Genomic DNA, 14,061 nt, shown 5'->3' with positions numbered 1-14,061 from the left:
GCCTCCTGAGCAGGATAATTGTGATGTGCGTCACGCCGAATTCAAGCACTGCGCGGACGATCGGGCAATGGGTTCGGGAATCCCCCTGTCCCGGCGCTGCGGTTCCCCGTACCCTCCGTCGCACTTACCTCGAAGGACCGGTGACATGATCCATCTCCGCCATAGCGCGACAGCCGAGATTCCGGCCGACGTCGCCTTCGCCTACGTCGACGACCACCGGACCGTTCCCGAGTGGATGTTCGGAATGACCCGATTCCAGCCCGTGGGCACGCAGGTCAGCGGCCTGGGAACCGTCTACGACGCAACAATGCGCGTGGGACCCAAGACTCTCGACTCGCGGGTCGAGGTCGTCGAATGGGAATTCGGCCGCTCCCTCGCCCTCGAGTCCGTGGCGGGCATGCGGTCGGCCTCGACGTGGCGCTTCATCGAGATCGGCGACGAAAGGACCCGGCTCGACGTCGATTTCGCATACCAATTGCCGGGCGGTCTGGCAGGAATGGCATTGGGCAAGCTGATCGGGCCGATCGTGGGCACCGCCGTCCGGCACACCGAGCAGGCCCTGCGCAGTCAGCTTCGCGACCTGGCCTGACCAGGATCCCCTATTCGAGGCACCGTTCACCTCCGCCCGGGACAGCGGCATGCACGAGGAAGATCCATTTTAGAGCATCCGCTCTGTTATGGTCGGCGCTGTTCCGCCACCGTCGTTGCGGACCTGCCTACGAAAGGGGTCACACATGCCATCGATCACTCAGGACGGCCCGATTTGGACGCTGAACCTCGGTGACGACGAGAACCGCTTCGGCCCGGAGTGGCTCACCGCCGTCGAGAAGTGCCTCGACGAACTCGAGGCCGGCACCGACGCGGCCGCACTGGTCACGATCGGTTCCGGAAAGTTCTACTCCAACGGCCTGGATCTCGACTGGCTCGGGCAGCACCTGGACGAGTACACGTCCTACGTGGACCGCGTCCATGCTCTGTTCGCGCGCGTCCTGACCCTGCCCGTGCCGACGGTCGCGGCCCTGAACGGACACGCCTTCGGAGCAGGGGCGATGCTGGCGATGGCACACGATTACCGAATCATGCGAGACGACCGCGGCTACCTGTGCTTCCCGGAAGTCGACATCCACATCCCGTTCACGCCCGGCATGTCCTCCCTGATCACCAGCAAACTCACCCCCCGCACGGCAGTCACCGCGATGACCACCGGACATCGCTACCCCGGACCGCAGGCCCTCCAGGACGGTCTCGTGGACGCCGTCGCCGGCCTCGACGATCTGCAGACCGGTGCGGCCGACATCGTCCGGTCTCTCGCAGGCAAGGACCGCAAGACGCTGGGTGCGATCAAGCAGACGATGTTCACCTCGGCCGTCGCAGCCCTCCAGCAGCCGATGGGCTGACCGTCACCACACCTGCACACCCCGCCGACCGATAGGGACACCGTGGGACGACCTCGCCGGCACGACCTCGACGATCTGCTCGATCACGCGCGCCACCTATGGGTACGGCGAGGCACACCCGGCGTGACGATCCGGGCACTCAGCGACGTCTCGGGAGCATCGAACGGTGCGATCTACAACGCGTTCGGCTCCCGGGACGGTCTGCTGGCGTCCGTGTGGGCACGCGAGGCCACCCGATTCCTCGAGTTCCAGCGCGACATCGCCGACAGCACCCTGACGGCCTCCGGCCCCACGGAAGCGATCGTCGCGGCAGCGCTCGCGCCGGCCACCTATGCGGAGCGCGACGAGTTCGGCGCGCAACTGCTGCTCGCGGTCACCCTCGACGATCTGCGCACCCCGGACCTCGCAGAGTCTCAGCGCGACCAGCTGGCCGGACTGCGACGCACCCTGACCACCCTGCTCACCGTGCTCGCCGTCGAACAGTGGGGCAGGGAGGATGCGACCGCACTCACCCTCGTGAAGTACTGCGTCGTCGACCTGCCCGGGGCGCTCCTGCTCGGGTCCGGCAACGTGTCCGATCCACTCGCACGTCACGCACTCTCGCTCGCGGTGCGCGGAATCGTCTCGGAGTCGCCGCCGGCACCGGACCGATGACCGTGCGCGTCGTCAGAAGTTGCCGCGCGCCGCCTGCTCCCGCTCGATAGCTTCGAACAAGGCCTTGAAATTGCCCTTGCCGAATCCGGCGGAACCGTGTCGCTCGATGAGTTCGAAGAACACCGTGGGGCGATCCCCTACCGGCTTGGTGAAGATCTGCAGCAGGTATCCGTCCTCGTCACGATCGACGAGGATGCCGCGCTTCTTCAATTCCTCGACCGGAACCCGGACGGCCCCGATGCGTGCACGCAATTCCGGGTCCTCGTAATACGCATCGGGTGTGGGCAGGAATTCGATGCCCTGATCTCGCATGCGGTCCACCGCGGCAAGGATGTCGCGGGTCGCCAGCGCGAGGTGCTGCGCTCCGGGACCGCGGTAGAAGTCGAGATACTCGTCGATCTGCGAACGCTTCTTCGCGACCGCCGGTTCGTTGAGCGGGAACTTCACACGATGGTTGCCGTTGCACACCACCTTGCTCATCAGTGCCGAGTAATCGGTAGCGATGTCGTCCCCGATGAACTCCGCCATGTTCGTGAAACCCATGACCCGCCGGTAGAAATCGACCCACTCGTCCATCCGGCCGAGTTCGACGTTGCCGACCACGTGGTCGAGTGCCTCGAACATCCGCGCCCCCGCGTCGCCGTGTCGGCGGTAGGAGGAGACACGTTCGACATATCCGGGCAGATAGACGCCCGAGTATCGCGACCGGTCGACCAGCGTGTGCCGGGTGTCGCCGTACGTGGCGAGCGCGGCAAGGCGTACCGTGCCGTACTCGTCGGAGACGTCGTGCGGTTCGTCGAGGATCCTGGCACCCTGTGCGCGAGCATGTTCCACGCACGCGTCGACATCGGGAACCTGCAACGCGATGTCGGCGACACCGTCTCCGTGCACCCGATGGTGATCGGCAAGTGGACTGTCCGGGTCGACAGCTCCCTTGATCACGAAACGCACCGCGCCGCTGCACAATACGTAGGCGTGATGGTCACTGTTTCCCGTCGTGGGCCCGGAGTACGCGACGAGATCCATACCGAAGGCGGATTGGTAGAAGTGCACCGCCTGAGTGGCGTTGCCGACCACCCACGACACCGCGTCCCAGCCGCTGACCGGAAACGGATCGTGTGCCGCGTCGTACTCGACGGCTCCGACGAGCCTGCGTAATTCGTCCGGGTCCAGGCGAGCGAGTCGCTCGGTATCGGTGAGGTCCCGTTCGAGAGTCATAGCGATCTCCTGCCGCGAGTGCGAGGTGGTTCGTCGTCGGATGTCACCAGGAGAAACCCGTCGGGAGCCGGTGGCAATCTGTTCTCGCAGAACTGGTCGACCGGACCGGAATACACCGGCATCCGACCGTTCAGCTATACAATCGGCCTACATTCCGAGACCCGGCGGGAAGGAACGATCGTGCGTGACGTCCTGCAACTCGACAAACTGGATTTCGCGCTCCTCGAAGTCCTCCACTCGGATCCCAAGATCGGAGTACTCGAACTGTCCCGGCGACTCCGCGTCGCTCGTGCCACCGGCGCTGCCCGGTTGCGACGACTCGAAGACGGCGGCCTCATCGCCGGATACGGGCCACAGGTCGATCTCGCCGCCGCAGGATTCGATGTCCAGGCGTTCGTCACGATGGAGATCGCCCAGGGGGCACTCGCCACCATTCGCGAAGTACTGGAATCCATTCCCGGCGTGCTGGAAGCATTTTCGACCACGGGAACCGGTGACATCCTGTGCCGCATCGCCGCCGACTCCCACCTCGGACTACAACACACCCTCATCGAGTTGAACCGGTCGTCGATCATCACCCGCTCGACGAGCGTGATGGTGCTGTCGAACGTCGTGCCCTTCCGGGTGATGCCGCTGTTGCGCACACTCCAACCCAGCGGGTCGGCGAAGGCACCCGCGTATCGCCCACCGCAGACGACAGCGGTGCCGGAACGGTGATGCGGCACGGTGGAAGATGTTGTGTGGCGGAACACTCGGTACGGGACGGCGGAGGTCGAGTGAAAAGTTTGGTGACAAAGTGCCCGGATAGCGGGCACTATCCCACCAAAGCTAGATCGCCGTGGACCCATGTGCGTCGTCCGGCGGCGACGTGTGCTCGGCGAGCCTTGCGAGATTGAGCAGTTGCCTTCTCGCCATGACGAGGTCGCCGACACAGATCGCCGGAGCCAGCACGCCGGCCCCGCTCATCACGAGCTTCAACAGCAACCTCGTGTGCGGGCCCGCGGGGACGAGCACATACGACATGACAGCGCCCATGATCCGTCCCGTGTAGTGCACCTGCGTTTCGACCGCGAGCAACCGTCCTTGCGGGTGGTTCGCCGTGCGCGTGAAGGGCCGGCCGGGCTCCGGTGGAGGGATATCGAGCAGTCTCTGCGGAGAACGACGGCCACCGTTGTCTATCCAGTCGTACGAATACGGCGCCATCTGGAGCTGGGTGACCCAAGGCCAGACGACAGCCGGAGCGGCGCGCACGGTGACGCCCCTCCACGCCTGAAGAGTCGGATCGGGGACGAAGTCGTCACACGGGTAGCGGCGGGCGACCTCGGCGTCGGTCACACCCCAGCGGTCGCCGAACATGGGCCCTCCCCACGCGACCCTGCGCGGTCGCACAGGGACTACTCTTCCCGATCCGCCTCGGGACTGTGGGAGATCGGGCCTGCTACCACGCAGCCACGACACGTCCCGCGATATGACGCATCCCGGCCGTGGTCGGATGCATCGGTGCTGCAAAAGACAGCGACTGCTGTCCCTCGAACCAGCGCTGGTCGGGAGCGGCGCACGCGTCGTGCCCCTCCGAACCCCCGGCGACATCCACGAATTCGGCACCGGTGTTCGCGGCTGCACCGGCGAGTACCTGGTTCATCCGGCCGAAGAACCCCTTGACGAAGGAGGCGTCGGCGTCGCTGGTGGGGATGTTCGGCCAGCACCCGCGGTCGCCGAAGATGCCGCCGTGCCCGACGAGCAGGACCCTCGCGCCGGACGCCTTCTGCCGGATCTTGCCGAGCGTCGCCGTCACTTTCGGACCCAGCGCGTCGAGTGCGGCGGCCATTCGAGTCGCGACGTTCGGATTGGACCGGCAGTGCGCATCTCCGCCCGGAAGATCGGTGTAACAGGCGGAGACCAGGGTGCGCCATCCGACGTCGTTGCCGCCGATGCTGAGTGTCACCAGGGTGGTGTCTGCTGCGAGCAGGTCTATCTGGCGCGGTACCTGTCCGGTCTTCGTGTCCTGCGGGATTCTGGTGACGTTGTCGGTGCGGGCGGCTGCGCACGACACATTGATGAACGACGCGGGACGCAGTGCGTGCGCCACCAGCGCCGGGTATCCCACATCGGAACGGGCACATCCACCGATCATTGCGGCTGCGTCGAGGTACGGTCCTGCGGCCCGCGAATCACCGAGCGCGACGTACCGAACACCTTGATCCACCACCGTGTCGCTCATCGCCGACCCGGGCCACACCATGCTCACAGTCGCGACGGCGGCCACCAGAGTTGCCCGCACACCGGCGCGCCTTCTCATCTGACCCCGCACTGCGGGACAACGACATTCATGCTTCCTCCGATGGAGCTCTACAGCTGTGGCAGGCGTCGGCGCGCACCGCGGAAATCTCCGCAGTACGCGCCGCGCGTGCCTTCACCGTGTGAAATCGGAACCGCCGGCATTGCCGTTACGACTGTACGGAAAGCGCGCCCGGTTCAGCCGTGTTTCAGAAGAGTCGGGGGTCGTTGCTCGTGGTCGGACGGGGTCTCGCCACCCGGTCGGCAGGCCACATACAACGGCGGCGCCGCGATCCCCGAGAGCTTCAGGGATCGCGGCGCCGCCGACTGCGGTGTGCCTCAGTCCTTGGGTCCACCTGCCACGTAGATGACCTGCCCGGAGACGAACCCCGCACCCTCGGATGCGAGGAACGAGGCGGTGTGCGCGATGTCGTCGGGCTTGCCGACGCGCGCGACCGGGATCTGAGCCGCGGCGGCCTTCTTGTAATCCTCGAACGGCACCCCGACGCGCTCTGCGGTAGCGGCGGTCATCTCGGTCTCGATGAAGCCCGGCGCAATCGCGTTGGCGGTGACACCGAACTTGCCCAGTTCGATGGAGAGTGTCTTGGTGAAGCCCTGCATGCCCGCCTTGGCCGCAGAGTAGTTGACCTGTCCGCGATTTCCCTGCGCCGACGTGCTCGACAGATTGACGATACGTCCGAACTTGTTGTCGACCATGTACTTCTGCGTTGCGCGCGACATCAGGAACGCACCGCGCAGGTGCACAGCCATGACGGAATCCCACTCGTCGACCGTCATCTTGAACAGGAGATTGTCGCGGGTGATCCCGGCGTTGTTGATCAGCACGGTGGGCTCGCCGAGTTCCGTGGCGACCTTCTCCACGGCCGCAGCGACGGATTCTTCGTCGGCGACGTTCGCGCCCACGGCGAGCGCCTTGCCGCCGGCCGCCTCGATGGCGGAGACCGTGTCGGCGCAGGCGTCGGCGTCGAGGTCGAGAACAGCGACCTGGAGGCCGTCCTGGGCGAGTCGCTTGGCGACGGCAGCACCGATACCGCGTGCGGCTCCGGTGACGATGGCGGTGCGGACTGTTGAGCTCACTGCAAACCTCCGTGGGGGTGGATCGTCGGGATGGGTGGAGCGGTCAGTTGATGGTGAGGCCGCCGTCGACCGCGATGGTCTGACCGGTCACGTACGCGGCCGCCTCCGAGACCAGCCACACGGCAGTGGCGGCGATTTCCGCCGGGTCTCCGGTGCGGCCCAGGATGATTCGGGATTTCATGGTGTCGAGGTATCCCGGCTGGTATTCGTCGGTCATCTCGGTCCGGAAGAACCCCGGCGCAAGTGCGTTGACGCGGATGCCCTTCCGGGTGCCCCACTGCTGCGCGAGGTCGCGGGTGAGGCCGATGATGCCGGCTTTGCTGGCGGCGTAGGCGGCCTGCGGAAGACCCGCCGTGGTCAGGCCCAGCACCGACGAAATGTTCAGGACGGAGCTTCCGGGCTGCATGACGCGGCCGGCGGCCTGTGCCGCCCAGTACGACCCGTTGAGATTGATGTCGATGACGCGGCGGAACTGGTCGGGGGTTTCCTTGGTCGCGGGTACCGCGGTGCCGATCCCTGCGTTGTTGATGAGAATGTCGACCTTGCCGAGCTGCTCGACAGCCGTGTCGACCATGCGTTGCGCCTGGTCGGGATCGGCGATATCGGTCTCGACTGTTACCGCGCGGCGCCCGGCGGCACGGACGAGTTCGGCGGTCTGCTCGAGCCTGTCGACGCGGCGCGCCGCAAGAACGACGTCCGCCCCGGCCTCGGCGAGCGCCTGCGCGAACGCGACACCGAGACCCGAGGATGCGCCGGTGACGATGGCGACGCGGTCGTCGAGACGGAATCTGTCGAGCACAGACATGCGATGATCTCCTCGGTGTGACGGGGCCTACACAAGATGTATAGCCCAGTACTGGCGGTTTTACAAAGCAGAAAGCTCTTGAAACCCGTTAGGCCGCATGTCTTTTCAGACATGCGGCCTAACGGTGGAATAGCTGGGGCCTATATCGGCGAGATCAGCTCAGGCGTTCGAGCACCATCGCCATACCCTGACCACCACCGACACACATCGTCTCCACACCGAACTGCTTGTCCTGCTCACGCAGATTGTTCAGCAGCGTGTTCGTGATCCGAGCACCCGTCATACCGAACGGATGCCCCAGCGCGATCGCACCACCGGAGATATTGAGCTTGTCCTCGTCGATCCCGAGTTCACGCGCCGACCCGAGCACCTGCACCGCGAACGCCTCGTTGATCTCGAACAGATCGATATCCGAGATTCCCATCCCCGCATTGGCCAGCGCCCGGCGAGTCGCGTCGATCGGGCCCAGACCCATGATCTCCGGCGACAAGCCCGACACCCCGGTCGAGACGATCCGCGCCAGCGGCGTCAACCCGAGGGCCTTCGCCTTGGTGTCGGACATGATCACCAGCGCCGCCGCACCGTCGTTCAGCGGGCACGCATTACCTGCGGTGACCGTGCCGTCCGGACGGAACACCGGCTTGAGCTGGCTGACCTTCTCGTACGTGGTGCCGGGACGCGGGCCGTCGTCGGTGGAGACCACCGTGCCGTCGGGGAGTGTGAGCGGCGTGATTTCCTTCTCGAAGAACCCCGACTTGATGGCTTCCTCGGCCCGGTTGTGTGAGCGCACGCCCCACCGGTCCTGGTCTTCGCGGGAAATCCCCGTGTAGGACGCGACGTTCTCGGCGGTCTGACCCATCGCGATGTAGACGTCGGGCAGTGTTCCTTCGGATCGCGGATCCGTCCAGGCCGTACCGCCCTGGGCAAGAGTTTCGGTCCGCGCCTCTGCGTCCGCGAACAAGGGGTTCTTGGTGTTCGGCAGGCCGTCGGCGTTGCCGGTCACGAAGCTCGACACCGACTCGACACCGGCGGAGATGAACACGTCGCCCTCGCCTGCCTTGATCGCGTGCAGCGCCATGCGGGTGGTCTGCAGCGACGACGAGCAGTACCGGTTGACGGTCACGCCGGGAAGGAAGTCGTAGCCGAGCTGCACGGCGACCACGCGGGCGATGTTGAAGCCGGACTGGCCGGCGGGCTGGCCACAGCCGACCATCAGGTCGTCGATCTCCGCCGGATCCAGGTCCGGAATCTTCGCGAGTGCCGCGGCGACCATCTGCGTGGTCATGTCGTCGGGCCGGAGGGTCTCGAGAGACCCCTTCATCGCGCGCCCGATGGGCGAGCGTACTGCTGAGACGATCACTGCTTCGGGCATCGGAAGCTCCTTCGAGAGTTGTCGGGCCGGGATTCGTCTGCCGGGACTACAGGCCGAGATCGCGGCCGATGAGTTCCTTCATGATTTCGTTGGTGCCGGCCCAGATCTTCGTCACGCGGGCGTCCCGCCATGCCCGCGCGACACGGTATTCGTTCATGTACCCGTACCCACCGTGGATCTGAACACACGCGTCGAGGACCTCGGACTGGGTCTGCGCACTCCACCACTTGGCCTTCGCCGCGTCGACCGCGGTGAGCTTGCCGTCGGCGTGGGCCTCGACAGCCTGGTCGACGTACGCTTCGGCGACCTCGATCTTGGTCACCAGTTCGGCGAGCAGGAACTTGTTGTACTGCATGGTGCCGATGGCCTGACCGAATGCCTTGCGTTCCTTCGAGTACTCGAGAGTCTCCAGGAGAATGTGCTTGGCATGGTGCACGTTGTTGACGGCGGAGCCGAGGCGTTCCTGCGGCAGCAGTTTCATCATCGAGATGAAGCCCATGCCTTCTTCGCCGAGGAGATTCGCGCCCGGGACCCGGACGTCCTTGAAGAACAGTTCGGCGGTGTCGGCCTCGGGCTGTCCCACCTTGTCGAGCTTGCGGCCGTTCTCGAAGCCCTCCATACCGCGCTCGACGACGAGCAGCGAAATGCCCTTGGCGCCCTTCGTGGGGTCGGTGCGGGCGGCCACGACCACCAGGTCACAGTTGTAACCGTTGGTGATGAATGTCTTGGCGCCGTTGAGGATCCAGTCGTCGCCGTCGCGGACAGCCGTGGTCTTGAGGTTGGCGAGGTCGGAGCCGCCGGAGGGCTCGGTCATGCCGATGGCACAGATGAGCTCGCCTGTTGCACAACGGGGCAGCCAGCGTTCGCGCTGCTCCTCGTTGCCGAGGTGCACGATGTACGGAACCGTGATGTCCGAGTGGATACCCATCGAGGACGACAGCGCCATGTTGGCACGCGCGAATTCCTCGGCGACGATCGCGTTGAAGCGGTAGTCACCGGCCTCCATGCCACCGAAGCGCTCCGGGATCTCGAGCCCCAGGAAGCCCGCCTTACCGGCTTCGAGCCAGATGTCGCGGGGAATCTCGTGGCGATCGATGAGTTCCTCTGCGCGGGGCAGTACGAACCGATTGACGAACTCCCGGGCCGAGTCCCGGAAGGCCTCGTGATCGGGACCGTACAGGGTGCGTCGCATCCAAAGCTCCTAGAGTGAAATAAGCGAGTGCTTATTTTCTAAGCACTCGCTTATGATGAAGCGTTGTGGTGAGCCTGTCAACCACACGAGCAGGCAAGAACTGGAGTAAACCGTGACCACACCGAGCACCGGCGTCATCAGCACCTCGAAGGCAGCCGCGCGCCTCCGCGAGGCCGCAATCGAGGCGTTCGCGGAACACGGTTACGGAGGCACGACCACCCGGCAGATCGCCACCCGGCTGGAGATGAGTCCCGCCGCGATGTATCCGCACTACAAGTCGAAGGAAGAGCTTCTCTATGCCATCTCCTACGAGGGGCACGACCTCGCCCTGCGGGTAGCGCGGGACGCCGACATCCCCGGCGCCGACGCCGTCACGCGCCTCTCCTCCGTCATCGGCCGGTTCGCCGGATGGCAAGCCGAACATCACCGGCGCGCGCGAGTCATCCAGTACGAACTGAACGCCCTCGACCGCGACCACTACCGCATCATCACCGGGCTGCGCCGGCAGACGACCCAGGTCGTCAGGGACGTGGTCGACGCGGGGCTCGAGTCCGGTGAGTTCACCGTCCCCGACGCCGAAGGCGTCACCCTCGCACTCATGTCGCTGTGCGTCGACATCTGCCGGTGGTATCCGTCCGGCCGCTACAGCGAGCCCGAGGCCATCAGCACCCTGTACGCCGATCTCGCACTGCGCCTGGTGGGTGCGGTGCGCTAGCATCTCGCCACCAACAGATCGGGGGGTCGTGGTGGGGGAACATCGAGTCGTGTCGCGTTCCGGCGGCGAAGGAGCCGTCACCGGTTCACAGCGCGCGTACGCGCTGACATTCGTCGGACAGGGGCGGTAGCTGCATGTCGGACGACACTCCGCTGGAAGAACTCCTCCAACCTCTTCTCGGCTCGGGTGTGCCCGGGTCGGTCACCAGGCGACAGGCCCGGCACGACGAACTCGCCGCGCGACTCGACGCGGGATTCGATCCCGAATACATCCGCGACTTCGAGAACTTCCACAGCATGGAGCATGCCGAGATCTATCGCATCGCCCAGACCATCAGCCCTATCGCGATGACCACACTGGCCGGTGAATGGGCCGAGCTGGGAAAGGGTTTCAGCCTTGCGGTCTCGCTCGGCACCGTGATGATCCGCGACCGGATCGCGCGGCACTGGGAAGGAGACGCAGCAACGGCGGCGGCCGAAGCCACCCGGCGTTTCGGCGAATCGGCTCAGCAACTGTGCGACGCAGCGCAGGCGGTCGCCCAGAAGTTGCACATCGCCGCGGATGTCGGGGAACGGGTCAAGTCGTCCGTTCCGCCGCCCACCGCCCGGATTCCGATGGCGTTCACCGCGCTCGATCCGGTGGCCGGGGCCGAGGCCGCACGACAAGCGGAAGCGATCCGGGTGCAGTCGGTGCATGTGATGGAATCGCTGTACAAGCCGTACTACCGGGATTCGGGTGCGGCGGTTCCGGTGCTCCCGCCGCCGTTTGTGGCGGCCACGGCGTCCGGCGGAGAGGTTGCCGGTGGCCGGCAATGGGGCGCCGCGAGCGAGTCCGGCCGAGATTCCGCGGGCGTGGATCCGACGGCGGGAGGGTTCGGCTCGAACCGCCGCGAAGACCTCGATTCCGCGACGTCCCGTACGGCCGACGGACCCCACGACAATTCGGAAGACCGTTCCGCGAAGCGCGAGAATGCGGCGCAGCCAAGCCCGTTCGAAGCTTCCGGCTCCGATCCGGCAACGACCACACCGGCCGGCGCCTCGGGGCCGTCACCACTGCCCGGTCAGCCGTATGGTTCCGGGGCCTCCGGATCTCCCGCCGGCCTCGGAGCCTCCGGCGGCGCCGGCGGCGCAGGTGGCGGTGTCTCGTCACCCTGGGTTCAGGGGCTCGGCGCCGGTGCCCTCGGCGGAGCGGCACCTGCGGGAACCGACCGCTCGGCACCACAGGCAGCGGCCGGGTCACGCAACGGTGGCGCACGCCCGATGGGCATGTATCCCGGCATGATGCCGCCGAGTTCGGCGCAGGGTAACGACGACCAGCGCCGCGTCCCCGGTTACCTCGTCACCAACGACCACGGCAGCGAACTCATCGGCTCGATACCGGACACCGCGCCGCCCGTGCTGGGGGCGGACCCGACATGAGCCGACGCCTGACACCGGATCGGTTTCGGTCTCTGTGGACCGCCTCGGGAGACGACGACCTGCCGTTCCCCCTGCGGTACCGCTCCGCGGCCCGGTGGGAAGACGAACATATCGCCGACCTCCGCGCAGCCGAACGATGGCGGCAACAACTCGGCGACCCTGTCCTCGAACGCGCGCTCCACATTCTGCGCGCGGGTGAGATCGCGATCGAGATCTATGCGAACTCGTCCCGTCCGGGCGAATCGCTGTTCCTCGCGGGTGCCGTCGCCGGAGAGGACGCCGTTCTGGCCCGGCAGCACGTGAACGCCGGAGACATCGAGGTCACGACCATGCCGATCGGCCGGCTTCCCGGGTCGATCGCCGCATTGCTGCCCACCGTTCCACCCGGCCGGATACCGGAGCACACCGCGCCGACACGCTCGCTCCTGGATCTGCCCGTCAACACCGCCGTGCGTCTCCCGCTCGGCGGTGGGGCGGCACCGGCCGTTCGCGACGTCCTGTTCCGACCCAGGACGGCGACCGGCAGCATCCGGTTTCTTCTCCGCTCCCCCGGCACAGGTCCTACCGGGGCGGGTGACGTGGGCTGGTTCGATGTCGTCGACGACGGCCGGTATCTGTTCGTCCAGGGTGCCGACACGCGCGTGGCTCCCGGCACGACCGAAGCGCTGCACACCGAGTTGTCGTCGCGTCTGGACGTCGCACGCGCCGCACCGCGAACACAGTTCCGCCGGCCGCTGCAACCGTACTGACCAGCCTTTGCGGCGATCCGCCGACGTCCACTGTCGTCTACCCTGAAGGCCATGACGGATCGGGACCGCACCCCCGACGGCCGACCGCAGAACGCACGTCCCCGTGACGCGCTCGGCCGTCCCCTGCCACCCGGCGAAGAGGGCGTCCCGCGCGTCCCCGACGACCTCGATCTCGACACCGAGGAGACCATTTCCGAAGGGCAGCGACTGCTCGATCAGGGGCATCCGTTCCACGCCCACGAAGTGTTCGAATCCATGTGGAAAAAGGCTCCGCCCGAAGAACGCCCGCTGTGGCAGGGTCTCGCTCAGCTCGCCGTGGGCCTGACCCACCTGCTGCGCGGCAACCCCCGAGGCGCCGCCTCGCTGCTAGAACAGGGCAGGTCGCGTATCCGCCACTACGAGGACGCACCACCGTACGGCCTCGACATCGACGGATTGTCCGCGTGGGCAACTCATCTCCTGACCGAGATCGAACGCGGCGACCCCACCGACGAACCACCGATCCCGATGCTGAGGATGCCCTGATGCCGATTCTCCCCATGTTCCCTCTGGGTACCGCACTACTCCCCGGAGCCGGCCTACCGCTCCACGTCTTCGAGCCGCGTTACCAGCAACTCGTACGCGACTGCTCGACCGCGCCGGACGGCCCGCGTTTCGGCGTGGTGCTCATTGCACGGGGACACGAGGTCGGCGGCGGCGATCAGCGCAACGACGTGGGGACCGTCGCGAGAATCCTCCTCGACACCGAAATCGGCGGCGGACGGCACGTTCTGGAATGCGTTGCGGAAGAACGGATCCGCATCGATCACTGGCTCCCGGACGATCCGTATCCGCGCGCGGAGGTGGAACCGTGGCCCGATACCGACTCGGGGCCGGTCGACATGGCGCCGCTGATGGAGGCACTCGAGCGTCTTCACGATCTCCTCGACCGCCTGACCGACGGCAATGCTCCACCGCTGCCGTCCCCCACGGAGCTTCCCGACGATCCGGGCGCGCGGTTGTTCGCGATCGCGCGTCACATTCCCATGGGTGAGGCGGATCGGTATGCGGTGCTCGCGACACCCGGCCCGGCCGAGCGCGTGGAGGTGCTGACCGAATCGGTCGCGACCGCCATCGACCTGGCATCGTGGAAACTGCAGAACTGACACGCCACACCTGCTCGACTA

At 66.3% G+C, this 14,061-nt stretch carries 16 protein-coding genes; 9 read left to right on the top strand and 7 right to left on the bottom strand.

Going from position 1 to position 14,061, the window contains the following annotated elements; translation table 11 throughout:
• Positions 1–145: 145 nt before the first annotated feature.
• From ACLQ3J_RS13000 to ACLQ3J_RS12990, 3 genes are all read left to right on the top strand, one after another.
• Complete coding sequence (locus ACLQ3J_RS13000) at positions 146–589, top strand: SRPBCC family protein (protein ID WP_425903472.1); 444 nt, start codon at positions 146–148, stop codon at positions 587–589.
• A gap of 145 nt (positions 590–734) precedes the next feature.
• Positions 735–1,397, top strand: a complete 663-nt coding sequence (locus tag ACLQ3J_RS12995) for an enoyl-CoA hydratase/isomerase family protein (RefSeq protein WP_296549175.1) — start codon at positions 735–737, stop codon at positions 1,395–1,397.
• 42 nt (positions 1,398–1,439) lie between these two features.
• The gene (locus ACLQ3J_RS12990) at positions 1,440–2,051 is read left to right on the top strand and encodes a TetR/AcrR family transcriptional regulator (RefSeq protein WP_296549173.1); all 612 of its coding nucleotides are present in this window, start codon (positions 1,440–1,442) and stop codon (positions 2,049–2,051) included.
• Positions 2,052–2,063: 12 nt separating this feature from the next.
• Here ACLQ3J_RS12990 and hppD read toward each other — a convergent pair whose 3' ends face one another.
• The gene (gene hppD / locus ACLQ3J_RS12985; RefSeq protein WP_169653281.1) at positions 2,064–3,269 is read right to left on the bottom strand and encodes a 4-hydroxyphenylpyruvate dioxygenase; all 1,206 of its coding nucleotides are present in this window, start codon (positions 3,267–3,269) and stop codon (positions 2,064–2,066) included.
• 180 nt (positions 3,270–3,449) lie between these two features.
• Between hppD and ACLQ3J_RS12980 the strand changes: the two genes are divergently transcribed.
• A complete protein-coding gene (locus ACLQ3J_RS12980; RefSeq protein WP_169622833.1) occupies positions 3,450–3,986 on the top strand; it encodes an Lrp/AsnC family transcriptional regulator in 537 nt (178 codons plus the stop codon).
• Between the two features lie 111 nt (positions 3,987–4,097).
• Here the strand turns inward: ACLQ3J_RS12980 and ACLQ3J_RS12975 are convergent, their stop codons facing one another.
• The 6 genes from ACLQ3J_RS12975 to ACLQ3J_RS12950 all read right to left on the bottom strand — a co-directional run bounded on the left by ACLQ3J_RS12975 (position 4,098) and on the right by ACLQ3J_RS12950 (position 10,013).
• Positions 4,098–4,625 carry a polyketide cyclase gene (locus ACLQ3J_RS12975; protein ID WP_169622832.1) on the bottom strand — a complete coding sequence of 176 codons (528 nt, stop codon included), beginning with the start codon at positions 4,623–4,625 and terminating at the stop codon, positions 4,098–4,100.
• A gap of 82 nt (positions 4,626–4,707) precedes the next feature.
• Positions 4,708–5,568, bottom strand: a complete 861-nt coding sequence (locus tag ACLQ3J_RS12970) for an SGNH/GDSL hydrolase family protein (RefSeq protein ID WP_425903471.1) — start codon at positions 5,566–5,568, stop codon at positions 4,708–4,710.
• Positions 5,569–5,885: 317 nt separating this feature from the next.
• Positions 5,886–6,644, bottom strand: coding sequence for a 3-oxoacyl-ACP reductase FabG (gene fabG / locus ACLQ3J_RS12965; protein ID WP_407445346.1), 759 nt, complete (start codon positions 6,642–6,644; stop codon positions 5,886–5,888).
• A 43-nt stretch (positions 6,645–6,687) separates the two neighbouring features.
• Entirely contained in the window at positions 6,688–7,449 is a 762-nt protein-coding gene (locus ACLQ3J_RS12960) for an SDR family NAD(P)-dependent oxidoreductase (protein WP_169653278.1), read from the bottom strand.
• A 154-nt stretch (positions 7,450–7,603) separates the two neighbouring features.
• Positions 7,604–8,821, bottom strand: a complete 1,218-nt coding sequence (locus ACLQ3J_RS12955; protein ID WP_425903470.1) for an acetyl-CoA C-acetyltransferase — start codon at positions 8,819–8,821, stop codon at positions 7,604–7,606.
• A 46-nt stretch (positions 8,822–8,867) separates the two neighbouring features.
• Entirely contained in the window at positions 8,868–10,013 is a 1,146-nt protein-coding gene (locus ACLQ3J_RS12950; protein WP_169622962.1) for an acyl-CoA dehydrogenase family protein, read from the bottom strand.
• A gap of 112 nt (positions 10,014–10,125) precedes the next feature.
• Here ACLQ3J_RS12950 and ACLQ3J_RS12945 point away from each other — a divergent pair, with 112 nt between their 5' ends.
• From ACLQ3J_RS12945 to ACLQ3J_RS12925, 5 genes are all read left to right on the top strand, one after another.
• The gene (locus tag ACLQ3J_RS12945; RefSeq protein ID WP_169622961.1) at positions 10,126–10,728 is read left to right on the top strand and encodes a TetR/AcrR family transcriptional regulator; all 603 of its coding nucleotides are present in this window, start codon (positions 10,126–10,128) and stop codon (positions 10,726–10,728) included.
• A 134-nt stretch (positions 10,729–10,862) separates the two neighbouring features.
• Entirely contained in the window at positions 10,863–12,146 is a 1,284-nt protein-coding gene (locus tag ACLQ3J_RS12940; RefSeq protein ID WP_425903468.1) for a PPE domain-containing protein, read from the top strand.
• Entirely contained in the window at positions 12,143–12,895 is a 753-nt protein-coding gene (locus ACLQ3J_RS12935; RefSeq protein WP_425903466.1) for an ESX secretion-associated protein EspG, read from the top strand. The genes ACLQ3J_RS12940 and ACLQ3J_RS12935 overlap by 4 nt, the downstream gene beginning before the upstream one ends.
• A 51-nt stretch (positions 12,896–12,946) precedes the next feature.
• Complete coding sequence (locus ACLQ3J_RS12930; protein ID WP_296550390.1) at positions 12,947–13,420, top strand: DUF309 domain-containing protein; 474 nt, start codon at positions 12,947–12,949, stop codon at positions 13,418–13,420.
• Positions 13,420–14,040 carry an LON peptidase substrate-binding domain-containing protein gene (locus ACLQ3J_RS12925; RefSeq protein WP_169622957.1) on the top strand — a complete coding sequence of 207 codons (621 nt, stop codon included), beginning with the start codon at positions 13,420–13,422 and terminating at the stop codon, positions 14,038–14,040. Before ACLQ3J_RS12930 ends, ACLQ3J_RS12925 begins: the two co-directional genes overlap by 1 nt.
• Positions 14,041–14,061: the final 21 nt, after the last annotated feature.

It is taken from the genome of Rhodococcus sp. DT1, from assembly GCF_049844875.1.
Classification (GTDB): Bacteria; Actinomycetota; Actinomycetes; order Mycobacteriales; family Mycobacteriaceae; genus Rhodococcus.
The sequence above is the reverse complement of the archived record's forward strand: the minus strand, read 5'-3'. Positions and strand labels throughout refer to the sequence as shown.